The sequence below is a fragment of the Micromonospora sp. L5 genome (assembly GCF_000177655.2).
In the GTDB taxonomy this organism is placed as follows: domain Bacteria; phylum Actinomycetota; class Actinomycetes; order Mycobacteriales; family Micromonosporaceae; genus Micromonospora; species Micromonospora aurantiaca.
The window spans coordinates 3,501,976-3,520,328 of record NC_014815.1; the positions used below are offsets into that span (position 1 = coordinate 3,501,976).

Genomic DNA, 18,353 nt, shown 5'->3' on the forward strand with positions numbered 1-18,353 from the left:
GGATGCGCTGTCCCGGGCGGCGGCTACCCGGCAGGATCGCGGACATGCCCGCAGCACCGACCGGGAGCGCCGCCGCGCTCGACGAGCCCGACCTGGGCCACCACGGGGACGCCGAGGCCACTCCCGGCCTGGTGGACCTGGCGGTGAACGTGCGCCGCGCCCCGATGCCGGACTGGCTGGCCGACCCGATCACCGCGGCGCTGGGCGACCTGGCCGCGTATCCGGACCCGGCCCCGGCCCGCGCCGCCGTCGCTCACCGGCACGGGCGACCCCCGGAGGAGGTACTCCTCACCGCCGGCGCCGCCGAGGGTTTCGTCCTGATCGCCCGCGCGCTGTCCGGCGTCCGCCACCCCGTTGTGGTGCACCCGCAGTTCACCGAGCCGGAGGCCGCGCTGCGGGCCGCCGGGCACCGGGTCGACCGGGTGCTGCTCGACCCGGCCGACGGCTTCCGCCTGGACCCGGCCCGCGTCCCCGGCGACGCCGACCTGGTCATGATCGGCAACCCCACGAACCCGACCTCGGTCCTGCACCCGGCGGACACCATCGCCGCGCTGGCCCGTCCCGGCCGGGTGCTCGTGGTCGACGAGGCCTTCGCCGACACCACAGCCGCGCCCGGCGTCGACGGCGAGCCCGAGTCGCTCGCCGCCCGCCGCGACCTCCCCGGCCTCGTGGTGGTCCGCAGCCTCACCAAGACCTGGGGCCTGGCCGGGCTGCGGATCGGCTACCTGCTCGGCGACGCCGCGCTGCTGGCCCGGTTCGCCGCCGCGCAGCCGCTCTGGGCGGTCTCCACCCCGGCGCTCGCCGCCGCCACCGCCTGCGCCGCGCCGGCCGCCGTCGCCGCCGAACGCGCCATCGCCGCCGAACTCGCCGCCGACCGCGACCACCTGGTGGCCCGCCTGTCCGGCCTGCCGGGGGTACGCGTGGCGGGCCGCCCGGCCGCCGCCTTCGTCCTGATCCACGTGGCCGGCGCCGCCGACGTACGCGAGCGGCTGCGCGCCCACGGCTGGGCGGTACGCCGGGGCGACACGTTCCCCGGGCTCGGCCCGGACTGGCTCCGGATCGCCGTACGCGACCGGCGCACCACCGACGCGTTCATCGAGACGCTGGCACGGATCCTGGAGGCATGATGCTGGAGTCCACAGTCGCGGCGATCCGGCCGCTGGACGAGGCCGCCATGGCGGCGGCCCGCGAGTTGCAGGGGCGGCTGACCAAGCCCGCCGGCTCGCTCGGCGCCCTGGAGCCGCTCTCGGTACGCCTCGCCGGGCTGGCCGGCGCCTGCCCACCGCCACTGCCCGAACCGGCCGCGGTGGCGATCTTCGCCGGTGACCACGGCGTGCACGCCCAGGGCGTGACCCCGTGGCCGCAGGAGGTCACCGCCCAGATGATCGCGAACTTCCTGGCCGGCGGCGCGGTGGTCAACGCGTTCGCCCGCCAGGCCGGTGCCTCGGTCACAGTGGTGGACGTCGGCGTGGCCACCCCGATCCCCGGTGCCGACGAGCCCGGTGACCCGGCCGGGCCGCGCCTGGTGGCCGCGAACGTACGGCCCGGTACCCGCGACATGACGGTCACCGCGGCGCTGACCCGGGACGAGGCCCGCTCGGCCGTCGAGACCGGCATCCGGGTCGCCGGCGAGCTGATCGACGCCGGGGCGGGCATCCTGCTCACCGGCGACATGGGCATCGGCAACACCACCCCGTCCGCCACGCTCATCGCCGCGTTCTCCGGCGTGGACGCCGAGGCGGCCACCGGCCGGGGCACCGGGGTCGACGACGAGACGTACGCCCGCAAGGTGGCTGTGGTGCGGGCCGCGCTGGCCCGGCACGAGCCCGGCCCGGCCGACCCGCTGGGCGTGCTGGCGACCGTCGGCGGGCTGGAGCACGCCGCGCTGACCGGCCTGATCCTCGGCGCCGCCGCGCGCCGGGTGCCGGTGCTGCTCGACGGCGTGATCGCGGTGAGCGCCGCGCTCGCCGCTGCCGCGTTCGCGCCGGACGCCGTGGGCGCCATGGTCGCCGGGCACCGCAGCGCCGAGCCGGGCGCCACGGCGGCGCTGCGGCACCTCGGCCTGGAACCGCTGATCGACCTGGGGCTGCGGCTCGGCGAGGGCACCGGAGCGCTGCTCGCCCTGCCGGTGGTCACCGGCGCGGTCCGGGTGCTGCACGAGGTGGCGACGTTCGACTCCGCCGGGGTGGCGGAGAAGTGACCGGGCCGACGCCGCCGAGCCCGTACCCCCTGGGGTTGCGGCTGGGCGGGCGGCGCGTGGTCGTCGTCGGCGGGGGAGCGGTCGCGACCCGGCGGGTGCCCGCGCTGCTCGACGCCGGCGCGGACGTGCTGCTGGTGTCGCCCGAGCTGACCCCGGCGCTGCGCGCGCACGTCGACGCCGGGCGGCTGCACTGGGAGCCGCGCCGGTTCGTCCCCGGCGACCTGGACGGTGCGTGGCTGGTCCAGGTGGCGGTCGACGACCGGGCCGCCGCCGCTGCGGTCAGTGCCGCCGCGGCCGAGCGGCGGATCTTCTGCGTACGCGCCGACGACCGGACGGCGGCGAGCGCGTGGACCCCGGCGGTGACCCGGCACGGCCCGGTCACAGTGGCGGTCCTCGGCGGCGGCGACCCCCGCCGAGCGATGGCGACCCGCGACGCCATCCGCGCCCTGCTCGGAAGGAAGGGCCCCCTCTTAACGCCTGCGGTAGAGGAAGGGCCCCCTCTTAACACCGGAGGGCGCGTCGCACTCGTCGGATCCGGACCGGGCGACCCGGAGCTGATCACCGTGAAGGGGTGGCGGCTGCTCACCGAGGCCGAGGTGGTCGTCGCCGACCGGCTCGTGCCCGGCCTGCTCCTGGACGAACTGCGCCCGGACGTCGAACTGGTCGACGCCTCCAAGATCCCGTACGGGCCGTCCCGTGCCCAGGAGGAGATCAACCGGATCCTGGTGGACCGGGCGCGGGCCGGCAAGGTGGTGGTACGGCTCAAGGGCGGCGACCCGTACGTCTTCGGCCGTGGCGGCGAGGAGTTGCTGGCCTGCGCCGAGGCGGGCGTGCCGGTGACTGTGGTGCCCGGCGTGACGAGCGCGATCGCGGTGCCCGAGGTGGCCGGGGTGCCGGTGACCCACCGGGGCGTGGCGCACGAGTTCACAGTGGTCTCCGGGCACCTCGCGCCCGACGCGCCCGCGTCGCTGGTGCGCTGGGACGCCCTGGCCGGGCTGCGGGGCACGCTCGTGATCCTGATGGGCCTGAAGAACCTCGCCGCGATCGGTGCCACCCTGATCGCGCACGGCAAGCCGGCTGACACTCCCGCCGCGGTGATCCAGGAGGGCACCACAGCCGCCCAGCGGATGCTGCGCTCCACGCTGGGCAGGGTCGCCGCCGACGTCGAGGCCGCCGCGCTGCGCCCACCCGCGATCGTGGTGCTCGGCGACGTGGTCCACGCCCTGACCCCGCCCGCCGCCCCCTGATAGCGCCGATCTTGCACTTGGTGCCCGCCCGGTGCCCGTTATGGCCCCTTCGCCGGGGCAGCAAGTGCAAGATCGCCGGGCTGGGGGCGGGGCTGGGGCTGGGGTGGGACGGGGACGGCGGCGGGGACCTTGGGTCCTCGCCGCCGTCTGGTGCTTCGGTCAGGTCACTGCTTGAGCATGTTGTCCAGCAGCAGGGCGCAGCGGATCAGGCCGAGGTGGCTGTACGCCTGCGGGTGGTTGCCCAGCCCGCGCTCGGCCAGCGGGTCGTACTGCTCCGGCAGCAGCCCGGTCGGCCCGGCCGTGTCGACCATCTGGGTGAACAGCTCCTCGGCATCGCTGCGGCGGCCGGTGCGCAGGTACGCCTCGATCAGCCACGACGTGCAGATGTGGAAGCCGCCCTCCCGGCCGGGCAGGCCGTCGTCCCAGTGGTACCGGTAGACGACCGGACCGCTGCGCAACTCCGCCTCGATCTTGAGCACGGTGGAGAGGAAACGCGGGTCGTCGCCGGCGAGCAGCCCGGAGATGCCGATCCACAGTGACGAGGCGTCCATCTCCTCGTACCCGTAGGCGACGCTGTACGCCTCGGCCTCCGGGTGCCAGCCGTGCTCCAGCACGTTTGAGGCGATCCGGTCGCGCAGCTCGACCCACTCGGGCCGGTCCTCGCCGCCGTGGCGGCGTACGACGTGCAGCGCGCGGTCCACCGTCATCCAGAGCATGACCTTGGAGAAGACGTGGTGCCGCGGGGGGAGGCGGGCCTCCCAGATGCCGTGGTCGGGCTCGTGCCAGCGGCGGCGTACCGCCTCGACCATGTTCTCCAGCACCCGCCACTCGTCGTCGCGGATCGAGCCCCGGGCGTCGGCCACCGCCGCGATCAGGTCCGCGACCGGGCCGAAGACGTCGAGCTGGAGCTGGTGGTTGGCGAGGTTGCCGACGCGTACCGGCCGGGAGCCGGCGTAGCCGGGCAGCGTGTCGATGACCGCCTCGGCGCCCAGTTCGAAGCCGTCCACCGTGTAGAGCGGGTGCAGCCGCTCCGGGTGCCCGCCGGTGCGCTCGACCACGCCGTCGATCCAGCGCAGCAGCCCTTCGGCCTCCTCGGTCGAGCCGAGGTCGACAAGCGCGCGGGCGGTCATCGCGGCGTCCCGCAGCCAGCAGTAGCGGTAGTCCCAGTTGCGGACACCGCCCAGTTCCTCCGGCAGCGACGTGGTGGCCGCGGCGAGGATCGAGCCGGTCGGTTCGTGGCAGAGGCCGCGCAGCGTCAGCGCGCTGCGGGCGACCAGGTCCCGGGCGGTCGCGGGCAGCCGCAGCGAGGACACCCAGTCCTTCCAGGGCTGCTCCGCGGCGGCCTGCCGCTCGTGCAGCGGCAGCCGGTGCGGTTCCAGGCTCTGCGTGCCGAAGCGCAGCTCCAGCACCACCTGGCCACCGGCGGCGGACAGGTCGACCACCGCCTTCGCGGTCTCGTAGCCGGCGTCGTTGGTGACCTCCCACTCGACGCCGGGGGAGTGCAGCGCGACCGGCTCGTTGGAGCCGAGCACCAGCAGGCCGTCGTCGAGCGGCTGGAGCTGCACCGCCACCTGACCGAACTCGGGGCGCGGCGCGAACTCGACCCGGGCCCGCCCGGTGCCGCTGAGCACCCGGACCAGTGTCGAGTCGCCGCTGACCACTGCGGGGTCGTCCGGCGTGGTCTCCCGTACCGGCAGGTCGAGCCAGTCGGTCACGGTCAGGCCGGACCAGCGGGTCTCGACCGTCATCGTGTTGCTGCGGTAGCGCTGGCCCAGCGGGATGCCGCCCCGCTCCGGGCCGACCGTGAAATGCCCGGCCGGGCTGCCGCCGACCAGGTCGGCGAAGATCGCCGCCGAGTCCGGCTTCGGGTGGCACAGCCAGGTGATCTTGGCTTCCGGTGTGACGAGCGCGACGGTACGGCCGTTGGCGAGCATCGAGTGCCGCTCGATCGGCACCGCCCGCTCGCCGAACAGCCAGTGCCGCCGCGTCTCCAGCAGCAGCCCGAGCGCCCGGGCCGCCTCGATCGGCTCGGCCACCCGGTAGTCGGCCCGGGTCTCCCCGGGACCGATCTTGATGCCGACGTCCGGCCCGGTCAGGTTGCCGAAGGCGTTCTCGTCGGTGACGTCGTCGCCGATGAACAGCACCGCGCTCGCGGCGAGCTGGGTGCGGAGCTGGTCGACGGCGGTGCCCTTGTTGGTGACGACCACCGACAGCTCGATGACCTCCTTGCCCTGGGTGACTGTCACGCCCTCCCAGGTCGCGGGGCCGTTGCGGACCGCCTCGACGGCCCGGGCGGCGACGTGCGGGTCCACACCGCGGGTGTGCACTGCGACGCTGGCCGGCTTGCGTTCCAGGCGGATGCCCGGGTGCTCGGCGGCGATCTCGCGCAGCGCCTCGCGGAGCCGGTGCCGGACCGCGATCAGCTCGGGGGTGAGCCGCTCGACGAAGCCGATGTCGAACTCCGAGCCGTGGCTGCCGACGAGGTGCACCTCGCTGGGCAGCCGCGAGAGCGTGGCCAGGTCGCGCAGCGCCCGGCCGGAGACGACGGCGACGCTCGTCTGCGGCAGCGCGGCGAGCGCGCGTACGGCCGCCACCGACTCGGGCAGCGGCACTGCCTTGCTGGGGTCCTCGACGATCGGCGCCAGCGTGCCGTCGTAGTCGCAGGCGACCAGGAGTTGCGGAACCCGGGCGATACGGCCGATGGCGGCACGCAGTTCGGGATCCAGCACGCCGCCGTGGGCGGCGGCGGGGGCGGGCGAGGTCACGCAGCCTCCGTATCGGGGACGCCGAGCTCGCTGAGGAACGACTTGGCCCAGTGGCCCACGTCGTGGCTGCGCAGATGGCGCTGCATGACGCGCATCCGGCGGCGGGCTTCGGGCTTTTCGACATGCACGGCCCGCAGCAACGCGTCCTTCACCGCGTCCGGGTCGTGCGGATTACACAGGAACGCCTGGCGCAGCTCTGTCGCGGCGCCGGCGAACTCACTGAGCACGAGCGCGCCGCCCTGGTCGGCGCGCGATGCGACGTACTCCTTGGCCACCAGATTCATTCCGTCTCGCAGCGGGGTCACCATCATCACGTCGGCCGCGACGTACATCGCGGCCAGTTCGGAGCGACTGTACGACTGATGCAGATAATGCACTGCAGGCACGCCGACCCGGCCGAATTCACCATTGATCCGGCCAACCTCGCGTTCCACCTTCACCCGAAGTGCCTGGTAGTGCTCCACGCGCTCGCGGCTGGGCGTGGCGACCTGCACCATAACCGCGTCCGGAACTGTCAACTTTCCGTCAGCGAGGAGTTCTCGGAAGGCCTTCAGCCGGAGTTCGATGCCCTTGGTGTAGTCGAGCCGGTCGACGCCCAGGATGATCGTCTTCGGGTTGCCCAGCTCCTCGCGGATCTGCTTGGCCCGGGCCTGGATCGCCGGGTCCTCGGCCAGCCGCTCCATCTCCTTGGTGTCGATCGAGATGGGGAACGCGCCGGCCTTCACCTGCCGGCCGTCGACCTGGATCATCTGGCCCTCGTAGCGCAGGCCGAGCAGGTGCCGGGCCAGCCGGACGAAGTTCTGCGCCGCCAGGCGCTGCTGGAAGCCGACCAGGTCCGCGCCGAGCAGTCCACGGAGGATCTCGGTGCGGAACGGCATCTGCATGAACAGCTCGATCGGCGGGAACGGGATGTGCAGGAAGAAGCCGATCCGCAGGTCCGGCCGCAGCTCGCGGAGCATCGCCGGCACGAGCTGGAGCTGGTAGTCCTGGACCCAGACCGTCGCGCCCTCGGCGGCCACGTCCGCCGCGGCCTCCGCGAACCGGGCGTTCACCAGCCGGTACGCCTCGCGCCAGCGCCGCTTGTAGGCGGGCGTCTCCACCGCGTCGTGGTAGAGCGGCCAGATCGTCGCGTTCGACTGGCCCTCGTAGTAGCGCTCCAGCTCCTCGGCGCTCAACGGCACCGGGTGCAGCCGGATGCCCTCCAGGTCGAACGGCTCGGGCGCGGCGCCGGTGCCGCCGGCCCACCCCACCCAGGTGCCCTGGTGCTCGGCCAGCACCGGGTGCAGCGCGGTCACCAGCCCGCCGGGGCTGCGCCGCCACTGCCGCCCCTCGGGTGTGCTCACCTCGTCGACCGGCAGACGGTTGGCCACTACGACAAAGGAGCTACGGACGGTCACGATCGGCCACCTCCGGGTACTGACGGGTCCACCGCGATGAGCGTACTGAGCGTAGCTGCGGCGTCTGATCCCCCGTGCCGGAGTTACCTACCCGTCCCAGAACCGCCGAACCCAACGCGTGATCTTGTCGACACCCGGGGCCGCAGTTCTGCTCTTCCCGGTCGTACCGGAGACGTCCACGAGTGCTACCGGTGTCGGCGACGAGGCTCGCCGCCGTACCCCTGGGGTGGGGTGATGTGGGCGTGGCGGTCCGTACCTGTCAGGATTGACGGCGGCGTGCGCGCGGCCGGCTCCCGGCCGGCGGCGGCAGGCGGAGATCGACGCCCGCGCCCCGCACCCGACAAGCCCGCGATCGCAACCGACGGAGGTAGCCCGCACCGTGGCCCAGTTCATCTACGTCCTGGACAAGGCGCGCAAGGCGCACGGCGACAAGGTCGTGCTCGACAACGTGACGCTGAACTTCCTGCCGGGTGTCAAGATCGGGGTGGTCGGTCCGAACGGCGCCGGTAAGTCCAGCCTCCTCAAGATCATGGCAGGGCTCGACCGGCCGAGCAACGGCGAGGCCCGGCTCATGCCCGGCTACTCCGTCGGCATGCTCGCGCAGGAGCCGCCGCTCAACGAGGAGAAGACGGTCCTCGGCAACGTCGAGGAGGCGGTCGCCGAGACCAAGGCCAAGCTGGAGCGGTTCAACGCCATCGCCGAGCAGATGGCCACCGACTACTCCGACGAGCTGATGGAGGAGATGGGCAAGCTCCAGGAGGAGCTGGACGCCGCCGACGCGTGGGACATCGACTCCAAGCTCGAACTGGCAATGGACGCGCTGCGCTGCCCGCCGCCGGACGCCGACGTCACCCAGCTCTCCGGTGGTGAGCGCCGCCGGGTGGCGCTGTGCAAGCTGCTGCTGGAGGCGCCGGACCTGCTGCTGCTCGACGAGCCCACCAACCACCTGGACGCGGAGAGCGTGCAGTGGCTGGAGCAGCACCTGGCCAAGTACGCCGGTACCGTCCTGGCGATCACCCACGACCGGTACTTCCTGGACAACGTGGCCAACTGGATCCTGGAGCTGGACCGCGGCCGGGCCTACCCGTACGAGGGCAACTACTCCACCTACCTGGAGAAGAAGGCCGCCCGGCTCTCCGTCGAGGGACGCCGCGACGCCAAGATGAAGAAGCGGCTGTCCGAGGAACTGGAGTGGGTCCGCTCGAACGCCAAGGCGCGGCAGACCAAGTCCAAGGCCCGCCTGGACCGCTACGACGAGATGGCCGCCGAGGCGGAGAAGACCCGGAAGCTGGACTTCGAGGAGATCCAGATCCCGCCGGGCCCGCGTCTGGGCAACACGGTCATCGAGGCGCAGAACCTCACCAAGGCGTTCGGTGACCGGGTGCTGATCGACGACCTGTCGTTCTCGCTGCCCCGCAACGGCATCGTCGGCATCATCGGCCCGAACGGCGTCGGCAAGACCACGCTGTTCAAGACCATCGTCGGGCTGGAGCAGCCGACCGGCGGCTCGGTCCGGGTCGGCGAGACCGTCTCGCTGTCGTACGTCGACCAGAACCGGCAGGGTCTGGACGGCGACAAGACCGTCTGGGAGGTCGTCTCCGACGGGCTGGACCACCTCATGGTGGGCAAGGTCGAGATGCCGTCCCGGGCGTACATCGCCGCGTTCGGCTTCAAGGGGCCGGACCAGCAGAAGCCGACCAAGGTGCTCTCCGGCGGCGAGCGCAACCGGCTCAACCTGGCGCTGACGCTCAAGATCGGCGGCAACGTGATCCTGCTCGACGAGCCGACGAACGACCTGGACGTGGAGACGCTGTCCAGCCTGGAGAACGCGCTGCTGGAGTTCCCCGGCTGCGCCGTGGTCATCTCCCACGACCGGATGTTCCTGGACCGGGTCGCCACGCACATCCTGGCCTGGGAGGGCGACGACCAGAACCCGGCCAAGTGGTTCTGGTTCGAGGGCAACTTCGAGGCGTACGAGAAGAACAAGGTCGACCGGCTCGGCGCCGAGGCGGCCCGTCCGCACCGGGTGACCTACCGCAAGCTCACCCGCGACTGACCGGGGCCGACCCTTGTCTGACCGGTTCGTCTACCACTGCGCGCTGCGCTGGTCCGACCTGGACGCGTACGGCCACGTCAACAACGCCCGCTTCCTCACGCTCTACGAGGAGGCCCGGGTGGCGATGATGTTCGCCGGCGGCCGGGCGTGGGGAGTGGGCTCGTTCGCCGACGGTGTGGTCATCCGCCGGCACGAGGTCGACTACCTGCGCCCGGTCGACTACGCGCTCGGCCGGGCCAGCGCGGAGGCCGCCCCGACGGTACGGATCGAGCTGTGGGTGGACCAGATCAGGGCCGCCTCCTTCTCGGTCGCGTACGAGCTGTACGACGGCGACACGCTGGCCGGCACCGCCCGGTCGCTGCTGGTGCCGTTCGACCTGACGGCGCAGCGCCCGCGCCGGATCTCGCCGGAGGAGCGGGCGTTCCTGCTCCGCTACGCGCCGGGGCTGAGCGGATGACCGGGCACGGGTTGACCGGGACGGCCGACGCCGGGGCCTTCCTGGCCCGGCTGGTCCGGTTCGACCCGGCCACGCTGGTCCGGCTGCGGCCGGTGCCCGGGGCGGGCCGTACCGCCCTCTGGGCGCGTCTGCCGTGGGGGGTGCTCGTGGTCCGAACCGTGCCGGGCGCCGCTCCCGGGGACGTCACGGTCGCCGCGGGGGAACTGCTGGCCGAACTCTCCGCCGGGGGCGCCGCGCTTCCGGTACGCCGGGACGACGGCTGGCGGTGGCAGCTCCCACCGGCCGCGAGCCGGGCGGTGGAGGCGCTGCCCGGCGCCGAACTGCTCCGGATCGCGGAGGCGGCGGCCGGGACGCTGCGCGAGGCGGCCACGCACGGCGTGGCGGGCCGCGCGGTCGGGCAGCGGGTGCTGCGGGACGCGCTGCTGGACCACGTCGCCGTGGTGGTGACCCCGGACGAGGCGCCTCGCACACCCGTGGAGGTGTCGCAGCGGCTGGTGCAGGCCCTGGTCCGGATGGGTTTCCTCGGCGCGGGCGCGGACGACGTTCAGGTGCGTACGGCTGGTCGATGGGTCGGACTCGTCGGACCGTTCGGGGCGGCCTGGTCGCGTACCGTCGCCGATCTTGCACTCAGGCCGACGGTAGGTCATCCGAACGGATGACCCCGCTTCGTCCTTCCGGTTTGGGGCGGTCGTTGGGGGGATGCCTCACGCCGTCTGTCCGGGTACCGTCCATCCTCGGATCCAACGCACCGTAGGCGTCCGGATCCGCTGGGGAGTGAGGTGCGCGAGCGATGCCGTGGTGGTCATGGCGCCCTGGTCCCGCCGCTGGCGGGGAGCCGGAGACTCGAAGCGGGACCACAGTGGATGACACCATCCGGGTCGGCCCACCGACCCCTCGCCAGCCGGGGGACGACCGGCGCCACCTGAGCGGCCGGTCCTCGCGGACATGCCGGCCACCGTCGCGCCGGTCACCCTGAGCCGGGTCTGCGACGCGCTCGACCTGCTCGACGTCCGCTATCTGGCCGACGGCGACGGCAACCTGCTGGCCATGTGGGAGCGGCACGCCGTGCTCGTCGCGCTGGAGGGCCCGGACGACGAGATCCTGGTGATGCGGGCCCGCCCGCACGCGACGGTCCCGCCGGACTGGGCCGACCGGGCCTACCGCGTCGTGAACGAGTGGAACCACACCCGGCGCTTCTGCAAGGCGTACATCGGCGACCCGACCGAGCGCGGTCAGCTTCCGATCTACGCCGAGTTGCAGGTCCCGCTCGGCGCCGGCGCCCACGACGCGCTGCTCGTCGAGATGCTCGACTGCGGCGCCGCGGTCGCCGTCACGTTCGTCGACTGGCTGCACGACGAGGGCGCCCTGCTCTGAGCCGGGCTCAGCCCGCGGCCGGGTCCTCCATCACGTTCACCATGAAGTACGCGGCCCGCTCCAGGTAGTCCCAGAGCGCGGCGGCGAGCTGCGGCGGCAGGTCGAGCGTGTCCACCGCCCGGCGCATGTGGTGCAGCCAGGCGTCCCGCTCGGCCGCGCCGATCCGGAACGGGGCGTGCCGCATCCGCAGCCGCGGGTGGCCGCGCTGCTCGGAGTAGGTGTGCGGTCCGCCCCAGTACTGGATGAGGAACAGGGTCAGCCGGTCCGCCGCCGGGCCCAGGTCCTCCTCCGGGTACATCGGCCGCAGCAGCGGGTCGTCGGCCACACCGGCGTAGAACTCGTCCACCAGCTTGCGGAAGGCCGGTTCACCGCCGATCGCCTCGAAGAGGGTCATCGACTCGCCTGGGGAAGTCACGCTTCCATCCTGCCAGGTGCGGCCCGGCACCCGCGCCCGCCCGCCGGGCGGCGCGGATCACGTCACCGCGTGCCGGTGTCGCCCGTGCTCGCGGTTCCGGTCACCGGACGCGGGGCCGGGCGCGTGCGCGTGCGCCGGCCCGCCACCGGCCGCCGACTCGGCGCGGGCGGCCGCGACGGCCTCGTGGATCACCTGTGGCCGGGGCCAGGCGAGCGCCGCGACCGTCATGATCAGCACACCGGCGGCGCTCCAGACGCCGACCACCGACGGGACCGAGAACCGCTCCGCGAGCGCGCCCGTGACCAGCACCGCGGCACCCTGGATGATCTGCGTGCCGCTGGCCATGACGCCGAACGCCCGGGCCCGGAAGCCGTCCGGCAGCGCCTGCACGAACAGGCCGTTGGCGACCGGGACGAGCCCGGCGACGGCGAAACCGCACCCCCCGGCCAGCAGCGCCACCACCGTCGGCGGCGGGTTGAACAACGCGGGTACGAGTGTCGCCGGCGCGATGATCATCAACGGTCGCATCAGCGTCAGCCGCCGCTCCGGGCCGACGAGCCGGCTGATGGTCAGCCCGCCGAGGATGTAGCCGACCGGGACGGCGGCCATGATCAGCCCCTGCGCGGTGCCGGCGTCCATCCGGCCGTCGGTCCGGTCGGCGGCCCAGCCCGCTGCCAGTCCCTCGGGGACGATCGAGAAGAGCATCGCGCTGAACACCAGCACCGCGATGGCGCGCAGCACCGGCCGCTCGAAGACGATCCGGAAGCCCTGGACGGTCTCCCGCAGCAGGTGGCTGCGGTGCACCTCGGCCATCGCCGGTGGCCGCTCGCGGACGCCGAAGCGGACCAGCGCGGCCGAGACGGCGAAGGTCACGGCGTTGACGAGCAGCGCGGTGTTCGGGTTGAGCGCCGCCACCGTGGCGCCGATCAGGTAACCGACGACCTGGGCTGCCTGGCCGGCGCTGGTGAACGCGGCCAGGCCCACGACCAGCCGGTCGCCGGTCAGGAGATGCGGCATCAGCGCCGACCGCGCCGCCTGGCTCGGCGGGTTCGCGAGCGTGGCCAGGAAGATCAGCGCGAAGATCGACCAGGTCGGCATCCAGGGCATCGCGACCAGCGCCATCAGCGCCATCCGGAGGAGGTCGCAGACGACCATGACCCGGCGGTAGTTGTGCCGCTCGGCGAGCGCGGAGAGCAGCGGGCCGCCGACCAGCCAGGGAAGGTAGCTGGCGGCGAACGCGGCGGCGGAGAGCGCGACCGAATCGGTCTCGCGCAGCACGAGCACCGTGACCGCGGCGCGGGCCAGGTAGTCGCCCACCCAGGAGAGGGTGTTGGCGGCGAAGATGGCGCGGAACTCCGACTGACCGAAGACGTCCCGGAAGGTGGCCGGGGCCTCCCGGGCGGGTCGCGCGTCGGACACCGTCGCCTCCATCGTTCCTGGTCGACCACTTGTGATGGCCCGACCGGGAACCGTCGTCAGATCAACCGATCAGCGAGGACACGAGCACGCCCCCCGGTGGAGCGTGTGCACCGGATTCTGCCCGATCGTCTGACAACTGGCTAGGGCGAACGGATTGATCGTCGCATCTCCGACTGAACGAACGGACGATACCCGAGGGGCCGCGCGGTGCGGAACCCCGGAAATCGTCCGGCTCGTCCGGCGACTCAGGTGGGTCCGCCGGTGCCCGTACCCTCGGCAGCGGGCGGCGCCGGTGGCTGGACCGGCAGGCCCGGGAACAGCCGTGCGGCCGCGATCTGCGCGACGATGCCGGAGTTCTCCAGCGCCTCCGCGAGGCGGCGGCGCAGCTCGCGGCCGACCGCGAACTGCCCGTCCGCGGTGGTCTTGACGACGGTACGGATCACCGCGCCGTCGACTGTCATCTGCTCGACGCCGAGGACCTCCGGCTCCTCCACGATGCTCGGCGCCAGCTCCGGGTCCAGCGCCACCGACGCCGCCGCGGTACGCAGCACGGCGGTGGCCTCCTCGGTGCCGGCGAACCCGATCGGCAGGTCGACCACGACGAGCGCCCAGCCCTGGCTCTTGTTCCCGACGCGGACGATCTCGCCGTTGCGGATGTACCAGAGCACGCCGCGGCCGTCCCGGACCGTGGTGACCCGCAGCCCCACCGCCTCGACCACGCCTGTGGCCTCGCCCAGGTCGACCGTGTCGCCGACGCCGTACTGGTCCTCGATCAGCATGAACAGGCCGGCGATCAGGTCCTTGACCAGGCTCTGCGCGCCGAAGCCGAGCGCCACGCCGGCGATGCCCGCGCTCGCCAGCAGCGGGGCCAGGTCGAAGCTGAACTCCTTGAGCACCATCAGCAGCGCGATGCCGAAGACGAACGCGGTGACCATGCTGCGCAGCACCGACCCGATCGCCTCGGCCCGCTGCCGCCGCCGCTCCGGCACGAACTGGTCCGGGTCGAGCGAGGCGCTGGGGATCCGCTCGCGCAGCGGGCGGAGCATGGTCGGCACCGCGCCGTCGGTGGTGGTCCGCACCAGCCGGTTGATGGTCCGGTGCAGCGCCCACCGGGCGGCCACCGCGAGCAGCAGGATCAGCGCCACCCGCAGCGGCTTGAACAGGATCCAGTAGCTGCTCTCGGCGAACCAGGCGGAGTTCGTCACTCGGTACACCCACTCGCATGAGCTGCTGCCCTGGCAGTCCGGCTTCCGGTCGGAGACGGCGGCCAGCACGGCGGAGATCAGGTCGGAGACGTTCACTCTGCTTTCGTACCGCACGCCTGGCGGGCGGCGGACACCGCCACCTCGGCGAAGTGTCGCTACCCGGGGGGTAGCCCCGGATTAGTACGTGCAATCCGGGGCGCGATCAGGGACTATTGGCGCAACGGACGTCGGTGATCCGGCCGGCGTCGGAGCCGTCCCGCGCTGTCCGCGGGGCGGTTCCGGCGCAGACGAGGCGGGAGCGACTGGACCGGGAGGGTGAGCGCGATGCCTGACATACGACCCACGGCGGGCTCCGGTGCACTCGTTCTCAACGCCACCTACGAGCCCCTGTGCGTCGTGTCGGTGCGTCGTGCCGCGATCCTCGTCCTCTCCGCCAAGGCGGTCTGCGTCGCCGACGGCGAGGGCATCCTGCACAGCGCGCGCAACGCGTTACCGGTGCCCTCGGTGGTGCGCCTGACCCGCTACGTCCGGGTGCCGTACCGCACCCACGTCGGGTTGTCCCGGCGGGCCGTGTTCGCCCGCGACGGGTGGCGGTGCGCGTACTGCCGGGGGCCGGCCGAGACCATCGACCACGTCTTCCCGCGCAGCCGGGGCGGCCGGCACGCCTGGGAGAACGTGGTCGCCGCGTGCGCGCGGTGCAACCACACCAAAGGCGACAAGACGCCCGCCGAGCTGGGCTGGCGGCTGCACCACCTGCCGGCCGCGCCCAAAGGAGCCGCGTGGCGGGTGCTCGGGCACCGCGCCCCCGACCCGCGCTGGGCGGACTGGCTCGACCTGCGCGAACCCGAGCCCGAGGCGGCCTGACCGGCCCGCTCAGCGCGCCTTGACCAGCGCGGCGTAGACGACCAGGTTGTCCGCGTACCCGGTCTCGCCGCCCACCCAGCGCCCGCCGCACGTGATCAGCCGCAGGTTGGGCCGGCTGAAGTCGCCGTAGACGTCCTCCACAGGCAGCTTCTCCTTGCCGTACCGCTCGATCGAGGTCACCTCGAACACCGCCACCGACCGGTCCTCGCGGGTCACCTCGATCCGGTCGCCGTCGTCCAGCTCCTTCAGCCCGTGGAAGACGGCCGGACCGGTGGTGGTGTCGACGTGCCCGACGAGCACGGCCGGTCCGTACTGGCCGGGGGTGGGGCCCTGGTCGTACCAGCCGACCTCGCCTGCGCGCTCCACGTCCGGCACCGCGATGCTGCCGTCCGGCGCGATGCCGACCCGGTGCACCGGCGCGCGCAGGTTCAGCTTGCCGATGCTCAGGTCCGTCGGCGGGCTGGCCGGCAGCACCGGGAACTTCTTCGGCGGCGGGCGCAGGCCGGCGACGATCCGGTCCGGCAGCACGCTGACCCCGGTCACCCGTTCCACGCCGAGCATGGCCACGATCAGCGCCATCACGCTCGCCACCACGAGCACCGGGACGCCGGGGCTGCGGCTCGGGGCGTACCGGCGGGTGGTGGTCCGTCCGGCGCGGGTCTCGACCGGCCGGGACTGCGGGTCGGCGGTGGCGACGCTGGCCGAGAACGCGTGCCCGGCGACGTGGGCGAACCGGCGCGCGGCCCGGGACGTCAGCCGCAGCGCGGCCCGGAGCCGGCCGGCGCGCTCCGGCGACCGGCGACCGGGACGGGCGGCGGCGCGGCGGGTGCGGTCCGCCGCCGGGCCGGTACGGTCCCGGCGGCGCGATGAGCGGGCCATTGCGGCACCTCTCGTCAGACGCGGCCGCCGGGCTTGCGGCGGGCGCTCACACCGGCCACCACTGCCACCGCGACCAGGCCGCCGACCAGCAGCAGCGAGCCCGTGCCCCGGCTACCCGCGGTGCCACCGCCGCCGGTCGCCGGCCCCTTGCTCGGCTGCGCCATGTTGAGCACTGTGAGCATGGTCGAGGCGGTGTTGCCGTTGGAGCAGTCCAGGTTCACCGGGTAGTCGCCGGGCGCCTTGTTGCCGGGCACGGTGACCGAGCCGGTGAGGAAGCCGTTGTCGGACCGCAGCGTCACCCGCCCGAAGGCGTCCGAGGTGACCTGCGCCTGGCGGTTGTTGCTGTTGTCGCAGCCGGCCCGCAGGTTGACCCGGGAACCGGCCTGGACGCTGTTCGGCGTCACCTCGATGAACACGCTCTCCCCGGCCCGGGCCGGCGGCGCGGTGGTCAGGACGAACGCCGCGACCAGGCCGAGCAGGCCCAACAGGGACGACAACGCACGATGTGACACGAGCCCTCGCATGGTTCCCCCCTCCCGGCGCGACGATGCGCCGGACCACTGACGGGCAGCGGCGCCTGCTTTCCCGGAGGGCGGGGGTAGCTAACGGGGCGCCTTGACCACGGGGTGCCAGGCCAGCGGGGTGGACAGCACCATCGTGCTGGACGGCTGCCCGTACGGCGCGAGACGGTCGATGACCTCCTCGAACTCGCCCATGTTCGTGGCGGCGACCTTGAGCATGCTGCACGCGTCCCCGGTGATCCGGTGGATCTCCATGATCTCGGGCCAGCCCGCGACGTCGGGGTCGTTGAGGATGCAGCGCGCGCCGTAGCAGGACATCCGGATCAGCGCGAGCACTGTGCGTCCGGCCCGGGTGAGGTCGACGTGGGCGTGGTAGCCGGTGATCACGCCGGCTTCCTCCAGCCGCCGTACCCGCTCGGCCACAGCGGGCGGCGACAGGTGGACCCGGCGGGACAACTCGCTGTACGAGAGCCGGGCGTCGGCCTGGAGCTCGCGCAGCAGCGCCCAGTCCATGTCGTCCACGCGCGGACCTTCCTTCCGTAAAGACAGCGACGCGAGATGGTTTCGGTTCGCGAAGTGAGACCACCATACCGCCGTTGAACAGGCATTCCATTCGGCCGTCCACCAGCGGGATCATGACTTCTACCCCGCGCACGGACGGAGAATGACTGTGGAACAGACGACGGCGGTGCGCCCGGTAACCCCCCAGGAACGGGCGGCTCGGGCGGCGCGCAACGGCGGCGAGCCGACGCTGGAGTTCGCCGACCGCGTGCCGTACGACGCGTACGTACGGGCCAGCACACTGCACCGGCTCCAGGAGCCGCTCAGCGACGACCCGGGCGAGATGTCCTTCCTGATGGTCAGCCAGATCATGGAGCTGTACTTCGGCCTGACCTGCCACGAGCTGCGGCACGCCAAGCGCGAGCTGCGCGAGGACCGGATCTGGGAGGCCCTGCCTCCGCTGCGCCGCGCCGCCCTGCACCTGGAGGGCCTCAACGCCGCCTGGCACGGCCTGCGCTGGATGAGCCCGGCCGACTTCAACCGCTTCCGCGACCGGCTCGGCGAGGGCTCCGGCTTCCAGTCCGCCATGTACCGGCAGCTGGAGTTCCTGCTCGGCCTGCGCGACCGGGCGCTGATCCGCCCGTTCCGCCGGCAGACCGAGGTGTACGACGAGCTGACCGCCGCGCTGGCCACGCCGAGCCTCTGGGACGAGGTGGTGGCGCTGCTGGCCCGCAAGGGCTTCGACGTGCCGGCCGAGCTGCTGTCGCGGGACGTGAACCGTGAGCACGAGGCGCACCCGGCGATCGAGGCGGCCTGGGTCCGGATCTACGGCGACAACGGCCCGGACAACCACCTGCGCCTGCTCGGCGACGCGCTGACCGAGATCGCCGAGGAGTTCGGCGACTGGCGCTGGAACCACGTCAAGGCCGTCCAGCGCACGATGGGCGCCAAGGTCGGCAGCGGTGGTTCCGCCGGACTGGCATGGTTGCAGCGCAGCATGGCCCGGGTGGTCTTCCCGGAGCTGTGGTCGGCCCGCACCGCGATGTGACGAGA

The 18,353-nt window shown here is 73.1% G+C and carries 16 protein-coding genes and 1 pseudogene; 9 read left to right on the forward strand and 8 right to left on the reverse strand.

Going from position 1 to position 18,353, the window contains the following annotated elements; genetic code table 11:
* The first annotated feature begins 44 nt into the window (after positions 1 to 44).
* Genes cobC through cobA form a run of 3 tightly spaced genes read left to right on the forward strand, consistent with a single transcriptional unit; the run spans position 45 to position 3,447 of the window.
* Positions 45 to 1,127, forward strand: a complete 1,083-nt coding sequence (cobC, locus tag ML5_RS16585; RefSeq protein ID WP_013475460.1) for an Rv2231c family pyridoxal phosphate-dependent protein CobC — start codon at positions 45 to 47, stop codon at positions 1,125 to 1,127.
* Positions 1,127 to 2,200, forward strand: a complete 1,074-nt coding sequence (gene cobT, locus ML5_RS16590; RefSeq protein ID WP_013475461.1) for a nicotinate-nucleotide--dimethylbenzimidazole phosphoribosyltransferase — start codon at positions 1,127 to 1,129, stop codon at positions 2,198 to 2,200. Before cobC ends, cobT begins: the two co-directional genes overlap by 1 nt.
* Positions 2,197 to 3,447, forward strand: coding sequence for a uroporphyrinogen-III C-methyltransferase (cobA, locus tag ML5_RS16595; RefSeq protein WP_013475462.1), 1,251 nt, complete (start codon positions 2,197 to 2,199; stop codon positions 3,445 to 3,447). The genes cobT and cobA overlap by 4 nt, the downstream gene beginning before the upstream one ends.
* Before the next feature lie 164 nt (positions 3,448 to 3,611).
* On the opposite strand, the gene otsB is transcribed toward cobA, so the two are convergent.
* Complete coding sequence (gene otsB, locus ML5_RS16600; RefSeq protein WP_013475463.1) at positions 3,612 to 6,212, reverse strand: trehalose-phosphatase; 2,601 nt, start codon at positions 6,210 to 6,212, stop codon at positions 3,612 to 3,614.
* Positions 6,209 to 7,609: a trehalose-6-phosphate synthase gene (locus ML5_RS16605; RefSeq protein ID WP_013288079.1), complete on the reverse strand. Its 1,401-nt coding sequence runs from the start codon at positions 7,607 to 7,609 to the stop codon at positions 6,209 to 6,211. Before ML5_RS16605 ends, otsB begins: the two co-directional genes overlap by 4 nt.
* A gap of 379 nt (positions 7,610 to 7,988) precedes the next feature.
* Between ML5_RS16605 and ettA the strand changes: the two genes are divergently transcribed.
* From ettA to ML5_RS16625, 4 genes and pseudogenes are all read left to right on the forward strand, one after another.
* On the forward strand, positions 7,989 to 9,665 hold the full coding sequence (gene ettA, locus ML5_RS16610; RefSeq protein WP_013288078.1) for an energy-dependent translational throttle protein EttA: 1,677 nt from the start codon (positions 7,989 to 7,991) through the stop codon (positions 9,663 to 9,665).
* A 13-nt stretch (positions 9,666 to 9,678) separates the two neighbouring features.
* Positions 9,679 to 10,122, forward strand: a complete 444-nt coding sequence (locus ML5_RS16615) for a thioesterase family protein (protein WP_013288077.1) — start codon at positions 9,679 to 9,681, stop codon at positions 10,120 to 10,122.
* Positions 10,119 to 10,781: a hypothetical protein gene (locus tag ML5_RS16620; protein WP_013288076.1), complete on the forward strand. Its 663-nt coding sequence runs from the start codon at positions 10,119 to 10,121 to the stop codon at positions 10,779 to 10,781. Before ML5_RS16615 ends, ML5_RS16620 begins: the two co-directional genes overlap by 4 nt.
* 131 nt (positions 10,782 to 10,912) lie before the next feature.
* Positions 10,913 to 11,496 (forward strand): annotated as a pseudogene (locus tag ML5_RS16625) (YbjN domain-containing protein).
* A gap of 7 nt (positions 11,497 to 11,503) precedes the next feature.
* On the opposite strand, the gene ML5_RS16630 reads toward ML5_RS16625, so the two are convergent.
* From ML5_RS16630 to ML5_RS16640, 3 genes are all read right to left on the reverse strand, one after another.
* Entirely contained in the window at positions 11,504 to 11,890 is a 387-nt protein-coding gene (locus tag ML5_RS16630; RefSeq protein WP_174361815.1) for a globin, read from the reverse strand.
* A gap of 78 nt (positions 11,891 to 11,968) precedes the next feature.
* Positions 11,969 to 13,342, reverse strand: a complete 1,374-nt coding sequence (locus ML5_RS16635; RefSeq protein WP_030273289.1) for an MFS transporter — start codon at positions 13,340 to 13,342, stop codon at positions 11,969 to 11,971.
* 233 nt (positions 13,343 to 13,575) lie between these two features.
* Positions 13,576 to 14,631: a mechanosensitive ion channel domain-containing protein gene (locus tag ML5_RS16640; RefSeq protein WP_030273292.1), complete on the reverse strand. Its 1,056-nt coding sequence runs from the start codon at positions 14,629 to 14,631 to the stop codon at positions 13,576 to 13,578.
* A 228-nt stretch (positions 14,632 to 14,859) separates the two neighbouring features.
* On the opposite strand from ML5_RS16640, the gene ML5_RS16645 reads away from it, so the two are divergent.
* Entirely contained in the window at positions 14,860 to 15,399 is a 540-nt protein-coding gene (locus ML5_RS16645; protein ID WP_013288071.1) for an HNH endonuclease, read from the forward strand.
* Between the two features lie 9 nt (positions 15,400 to 15,408).
* On the opposite strand, the gene ML5_RS16650 is transcribed toward ML5_RS16645, so the two are convergent.
* The 3 genes from ML5_RS16650 to ML5_RS16660 all read right to left on the reverse strand — a co-directional run bounded on the left by ML5_RS16650 (position 15,409) and on the right by ML5_RS16660 (position 17,321).
* The gene (locus tag ML5_RS16650; protein WP_013475464.1) at positions 15,409 to 16,278 is read right to left on the reverse strand and encodes a class F sortase; all 870 of its coding nucleotides are present in this window, start codon (positions 16,276 to 16,278) and stop codon (positions 15,409 to 15,411) included.
* 14 nt (positions 16,279 to 16,292) lie between these two features.
* Positions 16,293 to 16,802, reverse strand: coding sequence for a hypothetical protein (locus ML5_RS16655; protein ID WP_013475465.1), 510 nt, complete (start codon positions 16,800 to 16,802; stop codon positions 16,293 to 16,295).
* Between the two features lie 78 nt (positions 16,803 to 16,880).
* Positions 16,881 to 17,321 (reverse strand): Lrp/AsnC family transcriptional regulator, encoded by a 441-nt coding sequence (locus ML5_RS16660; RefSeq protein ID WP_013288068.1) that lies wholly within the window; start codon positions 17,319 to 17,321, stop codon positions 16,881 to 16,883.
* A gap of 142 nt (positions 17,322 to 17,463) precedes the next feature.
* Between ML5_RS16660 and ML5_RS16665 the strand changes: the two genes are divergently transcribed.
* A complete protein-coding gene (locus tag ML5_RS16665) occupies positions 17,464 to 18,348 on the forward strand; it encodes a tryptophan 2,3-dioxygenase (protein ID WP_013475466.1) in 885 nt (294 codons plus the stop codon).
* The last annotated feature ends 5 nt before the right edge of the window (positions 18,349 to 18,353 follow it).